This window comes from Enhydrobacter aerosaccus (assembly GCF_900167455.1).
GTDB classification, from domain to species: Bacteria; Pseudomonadota; Alphaproteobacteria; order Reyranellales; family Reyranellaceae; genus Reyranella; species Reyranella aerosaccus.
On the sequence record NZ_FUWJ01000001.1, the window covers coordinates 1,298,188 to 1,313,853 of the forward strand.

Genomic DNA, 15,666 nt, shown 5'->3' on the forward strand with positions numbered 1-15,666 from the left:
GCCATGCACAGCATTGTCAGCCTGTTCACGACCTACCTGCCGTATTTCATTCTGGTACTGACACTGCTGGTGTTCGTGCATGAGTTCGGCCACTACTGGGTCGGCCGGCGCTTCGGCATCCATGCGGAGGTCTTCTCGATCGGATTCGGCCCCGAGTTGTTCGGCTGGACCGATCGCAACGGGACCCGTTGGAAAGTGTCGATGGTCCCGCTGGGTGGCTACGTCAAATTCCTGGGCGACAGCGATGGCAGCAGCGCGCTGCCCTCGAACGAGCCGTTGTCGGTAGAGCAAAGGAAGCGAGCGTTCTTTACGCAGCCTCTCTATGCACGCGCCGCCGTCGTGCTGGGAGGGCCGGCCGCCAACATCCTGTTTGCGATCGTGTTGCTCACAGGCGTGTTCCTTGTCGCCGGTGAGCCGTATTCGCCGCCGATCGTCGCCGTGCAGCCCGATGGGCCGGCAGCCAAGGCCGGATTGCGCACCGGTGACGAAATCGTGCGTCTCGACGGTGCCGGGGTCAACCGCTTCGAGGATATCCAGGACGCGCAGTTTCTGTACCTGACGCGGCCGATGTCGGTCGAGTATCGCCGCGGCAACGAGTTGCTGCGTGGCGAGATCATGCCGCAATATTGCGAGCGGACCGATCGCTACCACAACACCATACGCTACGGCGATCTCGGCATCGACGAGCTGATCCGCCCGGTGGTGGGTGGGTTTACGGCCGATAGTCCGGCCGAGGCAGCAGGTCTTAAGGTCGGCGATCTCCTGCTCGATATCGATGGCAAGCCTGTCGATTATTTCTCGCGCATTCCCGAGCTGATTGGCGGTCGTGCCGGTCAGCCCGTGGTGGTGGAGTTCGACCGCGACGGCCAGCGCATGCAGACCACGGTCGTGCCTCAGGCCGACCAGGTGACGGATTGTTCCGGCGCGACGCATCCGGTGGGGCGTCTGCGGATCCGGCCGGCGAATGTGACCGAGTTCCGTAATCACGACCTGTTCGGTGCGGCGTGGGCCGGCGTGCATCACGTCTGGAACATGACGACCATGTTCTACACGTCGATGGCGCAGATCGCGACGGCGTCGCGACCGGTCGATGAACTCGGCGGCCCGATCCGGATCGCCAAGGCGGCGGGCGAGGCCTCCTATGCCGGCTGGACCGGTATCCTCAATCTCGTGATCGCCCTGTCGGTGGTGCTCGGCGTGTTCAATCTTCTTCCGGTGCCGATGCTCGATGGCGGCCACCTCGCGATGTACCTGTACGAGGCCATTCGAGGACGGCCGCTCGGCCTCAAGGCCCAGGAGCTCGGTTTGAAGGTCGGCTTTGCGCTTGTCATCGGCATGGCTCTGGTAGCCACGTTCAATGACATCAAGCTTCTGCTGCGCTGACTTCGCCTAGAGGTGGTCGAGTGACGGGTCGGGGGATACAACGGATAGAAAAGGGGTGGCTAAGCCCTTGTCGCCGGTCTATGAAGCACCCTTCCTGAACGTGGCCATCGGCAGGTTCTGAAGGTGCCAAGGGTAAGCTTGATCTCTCGTTTGGCCACTTTGGCCGTCGCTGCGCTTCTCGTGTTTTGCATGCCGGCCGTTGCGCAGCGTGCGACCGGCGGCGCCGGCACCATGATTTCCGCGGTACAGATCCAGGGCAACGTGCGCGCGGAGCCGGAGACGATCCGGTCGTACCTGCAGCTGAAGGAAGGCCAGCCTTATGATCCGGCAGCGGCGGACCGGTCGCTGAAGGCGCTGTTCTCGACCGGTCTGTTCTCGGACGTGTCGATCGACATGCAGGGATCGACCATGGTGGTGAAGGTGACGGAGAATCCGATCATCAACCGCGTGGCGTTCGAGGGGAACCGCAAGATCGAGGACGACAAGCTGCGCGACGAGATCCAGTCGAAGGCGCGCACGGTGTTCACGCGGGCGCGCGTGCAGGCCGACGTCGAGCGGCTGCTGTCGATCTATCGCCGCAGCGGCCGCTACAACGCGGTGATCGATCCGAAGATCATCAAGCTCGAACAGGGCCGCGTCGATCTGGTGTTCGAGATCAATGAAGGCGACGTGACGGGCATCAAGCGGATCAGCTTCGTCGGCAACAAGGCGTTCGGCGACGGCACGCTGCGCGGCAAGATCCGCACGGTGGAGAGCGCGTGGTGGCGGTTCCTGTCGTCGGACGACCGGTTCGATCCCGACCGGCTGAACCTCGACCGCGAGATGCTGCGCAAATTCTATCTGTCGGAGGGCTATGCGGACTTCCGGGTGGAATCGGCGATCGCCGAACTGGCGCCGGACCGCGACGGGTTCTTCATCACCTTCACGATCAATGAAGGCGAGCGCTACAAGTTCGGCAAGATCGATGTGGCGACGCGGTTCCAGGGGCTCGATGTCGACACGTTGAAGAGCTACGTGACGATGAACGAGGGTGACTGGTACGACGCCGGCGAGGTCGACAAGACGGTGACGGCGCTGTCGGACGCGGTGGGCTCGCTGGGCTATGCCTTCGTCGATGTGCGGCCCAACATGCGGCGCAATCGTGAGACGCACACGATCGACATCACCTTCGACATCCAGGAGGGGCCGCGGGTCTATGTCGAGCGGATCGACATCTCGGGCAACACGCGTACCCTCGACAAGGTGATCCGGCGCGAGTTCCGGCTGGCCGAGGGCGATGCCTTCTCGACGGCGCGAATCGGCTTCTTCGAGAAGGTCGACATCTCGGCGGCGCCGGGCTCGGCGCCCGACAAGACCAACCTGCAGGTCAACGTTACCGAGCAGAGCACCGGCGAAATCTCCTTCGGCGCCGGCTATTCGTCGGTCGGCGGTATCTTGGGTGATATCTCCGTTCGCGAGCGCAATCTGCTCGGCAAGGGTCAGGATATCCGCCTCGGCCTGTCGCTCGGTACGTTGAGCACCTTGATCGACCTCAGCTTCACGGAGCCGTACTTCCTCGATCGACCGTTGGCAGCGGGCTTCGATATCTTCCGGACGACCAACGACCGCCAGGCCGTGGCCTCCTATAGCGACCGCAGCATCGGTTTCGCGCTTCGTGCCGGTTGGGCCTACACCGAGCACACCAGCCAGACGCTCCGCTACACGTTGCGCCAGACCGACATCTACAACGTCCAGCCTTGGGCATCGCAGGTGGTGCAGTCGCAGGCGGGTTCCTCGGTGACCTCGGAGGTCTCCGAAACCCTGGCTTGGGACACGCGCGACCAGCGCCTCAATCCGACCAAGGGCTGGCTGCTGCGCAACACGCTGGCGGTCGCGGGTCCGCCGGGTAACAACTACTATTTCCGCGTGACGGCCGACGGCGCGATCTATCAGCCGATCGTCGAGGACTTCATCGCCTCGCTGAGCGCCTCTCTCGGCGTGATCGCCCCCTTCAACGGCACCCTGTTGCGCCTCAACAACCGCTTCTTCCTGGGCGGTGACTCGCTGCCGGGCTGGGCGGTTGGTGGTGCCGGACCGCGCGACGGCAATACCGGCGACTCGCTGGGCGGCCAGTACTTCTATACCGGCATGGGCGAGCTCAGCTTCCCGCTCGGCTTCCCCAAGGAAATCGGCATTGTCGGCAAGGCCTTCGTCGACGTGGGCTCGCTGTGGGGCGCGATCCAGCAGTCCGGCGTCAGCATCCTGGACAGCTCGCTGATGCGCGTTGGCACCGGTTTCGGCATCCAGTGGCTTTCGCCCTTCGGGCCGATCCGTATAGACTACACCGTGCCGCTGGTTTACCAGCCGTACGACAGGCTTCAGAATATCCGCTTCAGCTTCGGAACCCGCTTCTGACAGGCATAACGACGCTGCGATGAACATGCAAACCGACAAGACCAGCGTCTCTCAGGCCGCCGCGACGGCGGTCGATATCAAGCGCATTCTGGCGATGATCCCGCATCGCTATCCCATGGTGATGGTCGACAGGGTGATCGAGATGCGGCTCGATGAGCGGGCGATCGGCATCAAGAACGTCAGCATCAACGAGCCGTTCTTCCAGGGGCATTTCCCGTCCGACCCGGTCATGCCGGGTGTGCTTATCGTCGAAGCCATGGCGCAGACGGCGGCGGTCCTGGTGGTCGCGACGTTCGGCCCTGACTCCGAGGGTAAGCTGGTCTATTTCATGTCGATCGATGGAGCCCGCTTCCGACGCCCGGTGGTGCCGGGAGACCGTCTCGAGCTTCATGTGGAGAAGATCCAGAGCCGCGCCAATGTCTGGAAGTTCGCCGGCAAGGCGATCGTCGATGGCAAGGTGGCGGCCGAGGCAACGTTCGCTGCCATGATCCGCGACAGGTAAAGGGGACAGTCATGCCCGATACGGCCGCCAACTACCGCATGCTGCATACGATGATCCGGGTGAAGGATCTCGACAAGTCGCTGGCGTTCTATACCGGCCCGATGGGAATGAAGCTCCTGCGCAAGCGGGATGTGCCCGAGGGCAAGTACAGCCTGGCCTTCGTCGGTTACGGCGACGAGGCCGAGCATTGCGCGGTCGAGCTGACCTACAACTGGGATCAGGAGAAGCCCTACGAGATCGGCACGGGTTTCGGCCATCTCGCCGTCGGCGTTCCCGATGTCTACGGAATGTGCGAGCAGGTCACCAAGGCAGGCGGCAAGGTCACGCGCGCTCCTGGGCCGGTGAAATTCGGCACGACCGTCATCGCCTTCGTGGAAGATCCGGACGGCTACAAGATCGAGCTGATCGAACGGAAGTAGGCCGAGAGCCTGCGGCCGGGCAAGCCGGCGGCGCCCAGGCGGCGGCTAGATCAGCCGCCAGTCGTAAAGCATCACCATCATGAGCGCCGTCGCGATTGCGACGACGAGCAGGCGTGTCTGAAGGCCCGTTTGGCGAACGTTGTCATTGGCCGGTCGGCCGAGCCGCACCACGCGCGGCATCGGCTTCGGCTTCTGTGCCACAGCCCAGGTCGTGGCCCGGCGTGATCCATGGGACGATCTCGCCATTTTCCTCTCCTCGTCCGCCGCTGTCGGCGGTTTTTCAGCCCCGCATATGGAGCGGTTTATAGGGCCGTTCGGTCTGGCCATTGTAGAGCTGGCGCGGACGGCCGATCTTCTGGTCCGGATCCTCGATCATCTCGTTCCACTGGGAAATCCAGCCGACCGTCCGAGCCACCGCGAACAGGACGGTGAACATCGAAGTCGGGATGCCGATCGCCCGGAAAATGATGCCCGAATAGAAATCGACGTTTGGATAGAGCTTCTTCGAGATGAAATAATCGTCCTTGAGCGCGATCTGTTCCATTTCCATGGCGAGCTCGAGCAGCGGATCATGCTCGATGCCGAGCGACGTCAGGACCTCGTGGCAGGTCTGGCGCATGACCTTGGCGCGCGGATCGTAGTTCTTGTAGACGCGATGGCCGAAGCCCATCAGGCGGGTGTGGTCGCCCTTGTCCTTCACGCGGGACAGGAAGCCCGGGATGTTCTGCTTGCCGCCGATCTCGTTCAGCATGTTGATCACGGCCTCGTTGGCGCCGCCGTGGCTGGGTCCCCACAGCGAGGCGATACCGGCCGCGATGCAAGCGAAAGGATTGGCGCCCGAGGAGCCGGCCAGACGAACCGTGGAGGTGGAGGCGTTCTGCTCGTGATCGGCATGGAGCATCAGGATGCGATCCATGGCCTTCTCGAGCACCGGATTGACTTCGTACTCCTCGGCCGGAACCGAGAACATCATCCTCAGGAAATTGGCCGAATAGGACAGGTCGTTGCGCGGATAAACGAAGGGCTGGCCGACCGAGTACTTGTAGGCCATCGCCGCGATGGTCGGCATCTTCGCGACCAGGCGGTAGGACGCCACCATGCGCTGGTGCGCATCGTTGATGTCGAGCGAGTCGTGATAGAAGGCGGACAGGGCGCCGACCACGCCGCAACACACGGCCATGGGATGGGCGTCGCGGCGGAAGCCGCGATAGAAGGTGCTGATCTGCTCATGAACCATCGTGTGGTTCGTGATGTCCTTGACGAACTTTTCCTTCTGCGTCTTCGTCGGCAGTTCGCCCTTCATCAGGAGATAGCTGACTTCCATGAAGTCGCTCTGCTCGGCCAGTTCGGCGATGTTGTAGCCGCGATAGAGCAGGACACCTTCGTCGCCGTCGATGTAGGTGATCTTGGAGGCGCACGAGCCGGTTGAGGTGAAGCCCGGATCGTAGGTGAACATTCCGGACTGGCCGTAGAGCTTGCGGACATCGACCAAGCGCGGACCGATCGTGCCGTGGATGATCGGAAATTCGTAGGACTTGCCGGTTTCGTTGTCGGTCAGCGTCGCGGTCGATTTGGCCATTGGGACTACTCTTTCAGGCTCGATTTACGATTGGGCGGCACCCTAACAAGCCGCCCCGAAAGGCGCAATTGTGCGGGCCGGCCGCTATTTCGCGGGGCGTAGCATATGGCCTATGCGGCCGTCGATGATCGCGAGGCCCATGGCGATCAACATCATGCCTGCAACCTGACGAAAACCCAACTCTTCGCCGAGGAAGGTCACCCCCAGTAAGTTCGATGTAACCGGTATCAACAGGGTGACGAGCAGCAGATTGGTCGCTCCCGCCACGGCAAGAATTCGAAAATAGAGAACGTAGGCAAGAGCCGTGGAGAGCAATGCCAGGCCGGCAATCGAGGCCCAGAGGGATACCGGGTGTGGGGTAAGCAGCGGCCACGGGCCATCGACAGCCAGCATGATCGGCAGAATCAACATACTGCTCGCCGTGATCTGACCGGCCGCCGCTTCGATCGGACCGATTCCCATCGCCTTGAACCGACGCCCGTATATGCCGGCGAAGGCATAGGACACGGCGGCGGCCAGGCAGGCGATCTGGCCCCACAGGCTGGCGTCGGGGCGTTGAACTGCGACAGGACCGATCAGGACCGCCACCCCCAGGACTCCCATGACGACGGCAGCGACCTTGGCGCGGGTCATTTTCTCGTCCGTCGTGAGGAGATGCGCGACCACCACGGTGAAAAGCGGTGTCGTTGCATTCAGAATGGACGCCAAGCCCGAAGCGATCTGCGTCTGGCCCCAGAATATCAGGCTGAAGGGCAGGGCATTGTTCAGGGTTCCCATGGCGACGTAGGCAGGCCACGGCGCCCCACGCCGGAAGAGGCCTTTTCCCGAGAGCACTTGCAACAGGTTGAGAGCGACGGCCGCGAGCGCGACGCGGCCGAACACGACGGTGAGCGGGGGCAATTCTCTAACGGCAACCTTGGCAAAGAAGAAGGAGCCACCCCAAAGAACGGAAAGCAGGAGCAGCAGGCCCCAGATGCGTAGCGACATCGCGGGACCATGGCTGCGTCACGCGCCCGCTTCTATCCGCCGGCCGCCGCCAATCTCAGCCGCGTCTCGTCGGGACCGAGCACCGACAGCACTTCGAAAATGCCCGGCGACACGGTCGAGCCGGTGAGCGCCACGCGCAGCGGCTGGGCCACCTGCCCGAGCTTGACGCCCTGCGCCTCTGCAAATCGGCGGATTGCCTCTTCCATCTGCTTCTCGCGCCAGTCGGTCTCGGAATCGAGAGCCGCCGCAAGTTTGGTCAGCAATGCCTTCGCATCGGGCGTCAGAAGCGCGCGCGCCTTGTCGTCGGCAATGGCTGGCGCGCCGCTTCGTGCGTAGAACACAAGATTGTCGACCAGCTCCACCAGCGTCCGAGACCGTTGCTTCACGCCGGTGAGGCCGCGTTCGAGACGCTGACGCGCGGCGGCGTCGGGGGAAGCACCGAGCTTGGCCTCGATCTTCGGCAACACCAGCGGAAGCAGCTCGGCATCGGGCATCTCGCGCAGATAGTGCGCGTTCAGGTTCGTGAGCTTCACGGTGTCGAAGCGCGAGGGCGAGCGGCCGACGCCCGACAGGTCGAACCACTCGATCGCCTGTTTGGTCGAAATGATCTCGTCGTCGCCGTGTCCCCAGCCCAGCCGCAGCAGATAGTTTCGGAGTGCCGTCGGCAGGAAGCCCATGTCGCGATAGGCATCGACGCCGAGCGCGCCGTGTCGCTTGCTGAGCTTGGCGCCGTCGGCGCCGTGGATCAGTGGGATGTGGGCATAGACCGGCTCGGGCCAGCCCATCGCCTTGATGATCTGGAGCTGGCGGAACGCGTTATTGAGATGGTCGTCGCCGCGAATGACGTGTGTGACACTCATGTCGTGGTCGTCGACGACGACGGCCAGCATGTAGGTCGGCGTGCCGTCGGCCCGCAGCAGGATCATGTCGTCGAGCTGGGCGTTCTCGACTGTTACTTCACCCTGCACGGCATCCTGGATCACCGTCTTGCCGCTCTGCTGCGCCTTGAGGCGGATCACGGGCGCGACGCCGGCGGGCGCTTCCTTGGGATCGCGATCGCGCCACCGACCGTCATAGCGCATGGGTACGCCGGCCTTGCGTTGCGCGGCGCGCATCTCTTCGAGTTCCTGGGGCGAGGCGTAGCAATAATAGGCCTTGCCCTCGGCCAGCATCTGTCGGGCGACCTCGGCATGCCGCGCGGCCCGGGCAAACTGATAGGTGACGTCGCCATCCCAATCCAATCCCAGCCACGACAGTCCATCGAGAATGGCTTCGATCGCCGGTTGGGTCGAGCGGGCGCGGTCGGTATCCTCGATGCGCAGCAGATACTTGCCGCCGTGATGCCGGGCGAACAGCCAGTTGAACAGGGCGGTGCGCGCACCGCCGATGTGGAGGTAGCCTGTCGGCGAAGGAGCGAAGCGGGTAACGACGGTCATGTGTGCAGGAGCGGTGCGGGTTTTGCCGCATTTCGGCCGGAAAAGTGCGCCGTAGGTAGGCGAGCGTTCCGTCACTGTCAAACATGCGGCAGGAGTTCGAGGCCGGCCGATCGAAGGGGAGAGTGTGTCGGCAGCCCGCAACTGGCTCCTGGCCCAGATCGAAGCCGAACGTGGCCGCTGGATGCTCTGGCTGCCGGTCGCGATGGGGCTTGGGATCGCGATCTATTTCGAACTGCCGAGCGAGCCGGCGATCTGGCTCGGGCCTGTCCTGGCAGCGGCAGGTGTGGCAATTGCCGCATTGGTGCCGGGCGGCACCTTTGTGCGAGCACTCTGTTTTGGCCTGATCGCGGCCTGCATCGGTTTCGGCCTCGCCGCGTGGCGTACCGCGACGCTCGCGGCTCCGGTCTTGGGGCGGCCACTCTTCAGCATCAACGTCGAAGGACGGATCGCGGACATCCAGCGATTGCCCGAAGGCGTCCGCGTCGTTCTCGAGGCCGTCCGCCTCAAGGGCCGAGGAGCGCCGGCGCCCGAGGCGACGCCGGCCCGACTGCGCATCAGCCTCAGCCGTGGCGCGCCACCGATCGAAGTGGGAGATCGGCTGCTCGTCCTGGCAAATCTGTCGCCCCCGGCCGGTCCGGCTACGCCCGGCGCATTCGATTTCCAACGCGTTGCCTGGTTCCAGCAGATCGGAGGAGTGGGCTATGCGATCGCCCCGGCGGCCGTCATCGAGCACGGTCGGCCAAAAGGGTTTGTCCGCGCCATCGACGCGCTGAGGGCGGCGATCACGGCCCGCATTCTCGCGGCGCTGCCGGGGCCGGAGGGTGGCGTCGCGGCAGCTTTGCTGACCGGAGAGCAGTCCGCCGTTTCTCGGGAAATCACCCAATCGATGCGGGACTCGGGCCTCGCCCACATCCTGTCGATCTCGGGCTTGCACATCGTGTTCGTGGTCGGGCTCGTCATGGGTGTTCTGCGATACGCCATCGCGCTGGTTCCGCCACTGGCCTTGCGCGTCGATGCCAAGAAGATCTCGGCCGTCCTCGCCCTGATGGTCGCGCTATTCTACACGGCACTCGCCGGCGCACCGGTACCGGCGCAGCGCTCCTGCGCGATGGCGGCCTTCGCGCTTCTGGCGATCCTGCTCGACCGGACGGCCTTGTCGCTCAGGCTTGTCGCCTGGTCGGCGGTGATCGTCCTGCTCGCAGCCCCCGACGCGTTGACGGGCGCGTCGTTCCAGATGTCGTTCGCCGCCGTGATCGCGCTCATCGCTGCCTGGGAGGCCGGCGCGCGATGGCGTCGATCGCTGCACGAGTGGGTGGAGCAGAGTGCTCACCCCTGGCTCTGGCGGCTCTTGGCCGGCCTGGGAGCCAGTCTCGCCACGACGCTGATCGCCTCGATCGCGACCGGGGCCTTCGCGGCCTATCACTTCAACCGGCTGTCGTTCCTGGGAGTCGGGGCCAATCTCCTGGGCGTGCCGTTGACCGGCTTCTGGATCATGCCGTGGGGCCTGCTGGCGATGCTTCTGATGCCGCTCGGCCTGGAGAAGCTGGCGCTGGTACCGATGGGGTGGGGCATTGACGGGCTCGATGCGATCGCGGCCCATGTCTCGTCGTGGCCGCAGGCGGCCATGCTCGTGCCGTCGCTGCCCGGCGCGAGCCTGTGGTTGTTCACGATGGGCGGCTTGTGGCTTTGCCTGTGGCGACGGCGCTGGCGGCTCGCCGGAGTACCCATTGGGGCCATCGGCCTGCTGCTGGGGCCCGGGCCGGCACCGGATCTGCTGATGAGCGAGGACGGCCGCGTGCTCGGGCTTCGCGACGGCCACGGCACGCTGCAGGTAGCGTCGGCCCGCACTGACCGCTTCGTGACCGAGGCATGGGCTCGGCGCAGCGGGCAGGACGGCGCGCGCAAATGGATGGCGAGCGCCGAAGAACAGGCTCTTGGGCTGGGCTGCCAAACCGGTCTCTGCCGCTGGCAAAAGGGACCATGGAAGGTGGCGCTGGTCAGCGACGACCAGCGTCTGGCCGAGGCCTGTGCGTCGTCGGACATCGTCCTTTCCACGGTCGATGCGCAAGGCCGCTGCCGCGGGCCGCGGCTGGTGATCGATCGGCGGGATGCCTGGCGTGAGGGCGCCCAGGCGCTTTGGCTGGAAGATTCGGGACTGCGCCGGGCGACCGCCAATGGCGCCCGCGGCGATCGTCCCTGGGTATCCAACAGTCCCAGCCGACAGGCGGTGATATCGGCACCGGGCATCTGAACCCGGATTGGCATGGTCTTGGCTTCCAGTGCTTCGGTTATCTCTCAAAAGCGCAGGACCAGGATTTCGAAATGGATTGTCGGTCAAAGAACAGGGCGGGCGCGGGGCGTCCCGTGCGGTGGGCAGCGATACTGCTCGCAATGATGTTGGGAACTGCGCCGGCATTCGCGCAGGGGACATTGCGTATCGGCATGACGGCTGCGGACATCCCGTTGACGACCGGCCAGACCGACCAGGGCGGCGAGGGCATGCGCTTCATGGGCTACACGGTCTATGACGGCCTCATCAATTGGGACTTGTCGTCGGCGGACAAGCCTTCAGTGCTGGTTTCAGGCCTGGCCAGCAGCTGGAAGATCGACGACACCGACAAGACGCGTTGGATCTTCACGTTGCGCCAGGGCGTGAAGTTCCATGACGGCAGCGATTTCAAGGCCGACGCCGTGGTCTGGAACCTCGACAAGCTGTTGAACGACAAGTCGCCGCAATACGATCCCAAGCAGGCAGCGCAAGGCCGGTCGCGTATTCCGAGCGTGAAGGGCTACAAGGTTCTCGACGATTACACCGTCGAAATTCGCACCGGAACGCCGGATGCCTTCCTGCCGTACCAGATCGGCTGGGTGATGATGTCGAGTCCGGCCCAATGGGAGAAGGTCGGCCGCGACTGGAACAAGTTCGCGATGACACCTTCGGGCACGGGCCCGTGGAAGCTCGCGAGCTTCGTGCCTCACACCAGCGCCGAGCTGGTGCCCAACAAGGACTATTGGGACAAGAACCGGGTGCCGAAGCTCGATCGCCTGGTCCTGCTGCCGATCCCCGAAGCAGCGACGCGGACCGCTGCCCTGCGCTCCGGACAGGTGGACTGGATCGAGGCGCCGTCTCCGGATGCGGTGCCAAGCCTCGAGAAGGCCGGCTTCAAGATCGTGACCAATGCCTATCCGCACAACTGGACCTGGCACCTCAGCGTCATCGACGGGTCGCCCTGGAAAGACGTTCGCGTGCGCAAGGCGGCGAATCTCGCGATCGACCGCAATGGGCTCAAGGTCCTGCTGAATGGCCTGATGATTCCCGCCAAGGGATTCGTGACGCCGGGCAGCCAGTGGTTCGGTCATCCGCAATTCGACGTGAAGTACGATCCCGAGGCGGCGAAGAAGTTGCTGGCGGAAGCCGGTTACGGTCCGTCGAATCCGGTCAAAGTCAGGATCCTGATCTCCGCGTCAGGCTCCGGCCAGATGCAGCCGCTGCCGATGAACGAGTACATCCAGCAGAACCTGGCCGAGGTCGGCATCAAGGTCGATTTCGACGTGGTCGAATGGAACACGATGATCAATCTGTGGCGAGCCGGAGCCAAGTCGGACCAGGTAAAGGGCGCCAATGGCATCAACTTCTCCTACTTCATCCAGGATCCGTTCACGGCCTTCATCCGCCATATCGATTCGACCCTGGTGGCGCCGAACGGCACCAACTGGGGCTACTACCAGGACCCGGCGATGGACGCGCTGATCGAGAAGGCGCGAACGACGTTCGACGCCGCCGAGCAGGATAAGGTCCTGCAGCAGATCCACGAGAAGATCGTCGACGAGGCCTTGTTCCTGTTCGTCACGCATGACGTCAATCCACGCGCCATGTCCACCAAGGTGACCGGCTTCGTGCAGGCGCAGAACTGGTTCCAGGACTTCTCGCCGATCACGATGAAGTAGGGAGCGACCGGACTGCGCTGCGAAACGGAGCGCAGTCCACTGCTCCGACCGATCGTGAACACAGATCAGTGTCAGCGAAGGATTGAATTGGAATAAGTAACAAACGTGAATGATTTTTCCACGGACTCGTCGTATTTGGAAAAATCATGGCAACACCCGCAGCGCACTCCAGTTCAGCCGTCACATCCCAAGTGACACGCACGGGCCGTCTCGCCCGCTTGCTACCCGGCATGCTGCTGTGCGGCGGCGTCACCATCGTCGCTCTCGGGCTCGAGTATGTGGAAGCCAGTTTGTTCGGCCGCGCCTGGCTGGAAGCGCTGGTCCTGGCGATCCTGGTCGGCACGGTGGTTCGTACCGCCTGGACACCCAGCCAGCGGGCGTTCGCGGGCATTTCCTTCTGTGCCAAGACCGTCCTCGAAGTCGCCGTCGTGCTATTGGGCGCCTCGCTTAGCGCCAGCACGGTCATGGCCGCCGGCCCCGCGTTGCTGGCGGGGATCGCCGGTATCGTCGTGATCGCGATCCTCGTGAGCTACGGCATGGGACGGCTTCTGGGGCTGCGGCACCGGCTGGCGGTCCTCGTAGCATGCGGCAATTCCATCTGCGGGAATTCGGCCATTGCAGCCGTTGCCCCGGTGATCGGCGCCAGCGGAGAGGACGTTGCCGCCTCGATCGCCTTCACCGCGGTTCTGGGTGTCGCCGTCGTTCTCAGCCTGCCGCTTCTGCCCGCGTTCGCGCATATGAGCGACACGCAATACGGCGTCATGGCCGGGCTGACCGTCTACGCCGTGCCGCAGGTGCTTGCGGCGACCGCTCCCATCGGCGCCGTGGCCGTCCAGATCGGGACGCTGGTTAAGCTGGTGCGGGTCCTCATGCTGGGACCGGTCGTGCTCCTGCTGAGCCTGGTCACCCAAAAGCTTCGGGATCAGCCGGACGTGTTGCCGCCCCATGTGACGGCTGGCGATCGACCCAAGCGCGGCCGGCCGGCGCTGCACAAGCTGGTGCCGTGGTTCATTATCGGCTTTCTCGGCCTGGCGGCGTTTCGTTCGGTCGGCCTGGTTCCGGATGCCGTTGTCGGGCCGACGGCCTCTCTCGCCACGGCCCTGACGATCATTTCGATGGCGGCGCTGGGACTGTCCACGGATCTGCGCAGCCTCGCCCAGGCGGGCGGCCGGGTGACATGGGCCGTCATACTGTCGTTGGTTGTGCTCGGCGCGATGAGTTTTGGGCTGATCCGTCTGATCGGGATTGCTTGATCGCAGCCGTTCCCGCCCGATCCGCACCGGCGCCCATGATCATCAGCAGGCGTTCGGCGGCAGCGCTTCGATAGCGGTCGACATGCTGGATGGCCTGGAAGGCTCGCTCCGGCAGATTGATATCGACCCGATGCAGCAGCCCGGTCTCGAGCCCCGCGGCCGCCACGGAGGCGGAGATCGCCGTGGCGCCGAGCCCGGCTTCGACTGCAGCACAGATGGCTTCGTTGCTCGGCAGTTCGAGGGCCACCTTGAGATCACTTGCGGCAACGCCGGCCGCCGCCAGAGCGGCCTCGAATTCGGAGCGAGTCCCCGATCCGGCCTCGCGCAGCACCCATTCGGTTTCCACCAGCTGGGCGAAATCGCGCGGGCCGGATTTGACCCAGGGGTGCTGCAGCCCGACGACGACCACGAGCTGGTCCCGGGCCACCGGCGTGGCAACGATGGCGGTGTCGTCGATGGCGCCTTCGATGAAGCCGATCTGGGCGATGCCCTGCTGGACCGCTGCCGCCACCTGCGCCGTGTTGCCGACGCTGAGCTTGATATCGATCGCGGGGTAGGCTCGCCGAAAGGCAACCAGGTGCCGCGGCAGCCAGTAGCTGGCGATGGTCTTGCTGGCGTGGATGGTCAGGGTACCCCGACGTAGTCCGCCGAGTTCAGACAGGACCAGTTCCGCGGCCTCGGCCCGGGCAAGGACTGCCCGCGCTTCGTCGAGGAACAGCGTGCCGGCTTCGGTGAGTTCGATGCCGCGGCCGATGCGATTGAAAAGCCTGGCGCGATGCCGGGACTCGAGCGCTGCAATGGCCGCACTGACCGCCGACTGGGCCATATGCAGGGCTTCGGCCGCCCGGGTCATATGCTGCCTTTCGGCCACGGCCACGAAAACGCGAAGCTGCTCCAGCGTCATGCGCGGCACGATAGCATTGCACGGGTGACTGAGGCAGTCGGCGAACTCGGTCGGCCGGACCGCACCCCGATATTAGCGCCGCGACCTCAGTGGTAGCGGCGATAAAGACCGGCCAGGCGTCCCTGGATCTTCACACGATCGGGACCGAAGATGCGCGTCTCGTAGGCGGCGTTGGCGGGCTCGAGCGCGATCGACGCGCCCTTCTTGCGCAAGCGCTTCAGCGTGGCCTCGGTGTCGTCGATCAAGGCCACGACGATTTCCCCGGTTTCGGCGGTGTCGGCGCTCTTGATGATCGCGATGTCGCCGTCCTGGATGCCGGCCTCGATCATCGAATCGCCCTGCACCTCCAGGCAATAATGGGCTCCCGAACCGAGCAGCGAGACCGGCACGTCGACGGTGGTGGAATTGTCGCGCAGCGCCTCGATCGGCGTGCCGGCAGCGATCCGGCCATAGAGCGGCAGGCTCAGGGCCTGTGCCTCATTGGCTGCCTGGATGGCGCCACTGAGCGGCACACGATCGCCGCGCACGACCTGGGGCACGAACCCTTCGCGTGGTTCGGCCAGACCGCTGCGCCGGGCCTCGGCGAGAAGGGGGGTCACATTGGCGGCGGGCAGCGCCGCCGCATCCGGCAACTTCAGGACCTGCAACGCGCGCGCCCGATGGGGCAAGCGGCGCAGGAAACCGCGTTCTTCCAGTCCGGTGATGAGCCGATGGATGCCCGATTTGGACTTGAGCCTCAGCGCCTCCTTCATCTCGTCGAAGGAGGGGGACACACCGTCGTCATTCAGCCGCCTGTTGATGAACAGGAGCAATTCGCTCTGCTTGCGGGTCAGCACCGGTCTCTCCCCGGATCGTCTATAA

General features: G+C 64.4%; 13 protein-coding genes. 7 read left to right on the plus strand and 6 right to left on the minus strand.

Going from position 1 to position 15,666, the window contains the following annotated elements:
* Window positions 1–3: 3 nt before the first annotated feature.
* The 4 genes from rseP (at window position 4) to gloA (ending at window position 4,698) form a co-directional block, all read left to right on the plus strand.
* Window positions 4–1,383, plus strand: a complete 1,380-nt coding sequence (gene rseP / locus B5D62_RS06115) for an RIP metalloprotease RseP (RefSeq protein WP_085932888.1) — start codon at window positions 4–6, stop codon at window positions 1,381–1,383.
* Between the two features lie 189 nt (window positions 1,384–1,572).
* Window positions 1,573–3,777 (plus strand): outer membrane protein assembly factor BamA, encoded by a 2,205-nt coding sequence (gene bamA / locus B5D62_RS06120; protein WP_085933544.1) that lies wholly within the window; start codon window positions 1,573–1,575, stop codon window positions 3,775–3,777.
* A 19-nt stretch (window positions 3,778–3,796) separates the two neighbouring features.
* Window positions 3,797–4,279, plus strand: a complete 483-nt coding sequence (fabZ, locus tag B5D62_RS06125; protein WP_085932889.1) for a 3-hydroxyacyl-ACP dehydratase FabZ — start codon at window positions 3,797–3,799, stop codon at window positions 4,277–4,279.
* 11 nt (window positions 4,280–4,290) lie between these two features.
* Complete coding sequence (gene gloA, locus B5D62_RS06130) at window positions 4,291–4,698, plus strand: lactoylglutathione lyase (RefSeq protein WP_085932890.1); 408 nt, start codon at window positions 4,291–4,293, stop codon at window positions 4,696–4,698.
* A 45-nt stretch (window positions 4,699–4,743) separates the two neighbouring features.
* Here gloA and B5D62_RS06135 read toward each other — a convergent pair whose 3' ends face one another.
* The 4 genes from B5D62_RS06135 to gltX all read right to left on the minus strand — a co-directional run bounded on the left by B5D62_RS06135 (window position 4,744) and on the right by gltX (window position 8,700).
* Window positions 4,744–4,944: a hypothetical protein gene (locus B5D62_RS06135; RefSeq protein ID WP_085932891.1), complete on the minus strand. Its 201-nt coding sequence runs from the start codon at window positions 4,942–4,944 to the stop codon at window positions 4,744–4,746.
* Window positions 4,945–4,978: 34 nt separating this feature from the next.
* Entirely contained in the window at window positions 4,979–6,277 is a 1,299-nt protein-coding gene (gene gltA, locus B5D62_RS06140; RefSeq protein ID WP_085932892.1) for a citrate synthase, read from the minus strand.
* 84 nt (window positions 6,278–6,361) lie between these two features.
* Entirely contained in the window at window positions 6,362–7,264 is a 903-nt protein-coding gene (locus tag B5D62_RS06145; protein ID WP_085932893.1) for a DMT family transporter, read from the minus strand.
* Between the two features lie 32 nt (window positions 7,265–7,296).
* A complete protein-coding gene (gene gltX, locus B5D62_RS06150) occupies window positions 7,297–8,700 on the minus strand; it encodes a glutamate--tRNA ligase (RefSeq protein ID WP_085932894.1) in 1,404 nt (467 codons plus the stop codon).
* 124 nt (window positions 8,701–8,824) lie between these two features.
* Between gltX and B5D62_RS06155 the strand changes: the two genes are divergently transcribed.
* The 3 genes from B5D62_RS06155 to B5D62_RS06165 all read left to right on the plus strand — a co-directional run bounded on the left by B5D62_RS06155 (window position 8,825) and on the right by B5D62_RS06165 (window position 13,901).
* Window positions 8,825–10,951, plus strand: coding sequence for a ComEC/Rec2 family competence protein (locus tag B5D62_RS06155; RefSeq protein ID WP_085932895.1), 2,127 nt, complete (start codon window positions 8,825–8,827; stop codon window positions 10,949–10,951).
* A gap of 140 nt (window positions 10,952–11,091) precedes the next feature.
* Window positions 11,092–12,648 carry an ABC transporter substrate-binding protein gene (locus B5D62_RS06160; protein WP_218190953.1) on the plus strand — a complete coding sequence of 519 codons (1,557 nt, stop codon included), beginning with the start codon at window positions 11,092–11,094 and terminating at the stop codon, window positions 12,646–12,648.
* A 146-nt stretch (window positions 12,649–12,794) separates the two neighbouring features.
* Window positions 12,795–13,901, plus strand: a complete 1,107-nt coding sequence (locus B5D62_RS06165; protein WP_085932897.1) for a YeiH family protein — start codon at window positions 12,795–12,797, stop codon at window positions 13,899–13,901.
* Here B5D62_RS06165 and B5D62_RS06170 read toward each other — a convergent pair.
* Both B5D62_RS06170 and lexA read right to left on the minus strand, forming a co-directional pair.
* Window positions 13,834–14,805 carry a LysR family transcriptional regulator gene (locus B5D62_RS06170; protein ID WP_085932898.1) on the minus strand — a complete coding sequence of 324 codons (972 nt, stop codon included), beginning with the start codon at window positions 14,803–14,805 and terminating at the stop codon, window positions 13,834–13,836. The genes B5D62_RS06165 and B5D62_RS06170 overlap by 68 nt on opposite strands.
* A gap of 86 nt (window positions 14,806–14,891) precedes the next feature.
* Entirely contained in the window at window positions 14,892–15,641 is a 750-nt protein-coding gene (gene lexA, locus B5D62_RS06175) for a transcriptional repressor LexA (RefSeq protein ID WP_085932899.1), read from the minus strand.
* Between the last annotated feature and the right edge of the window lie 25 nt (window positions 15,642–15,666).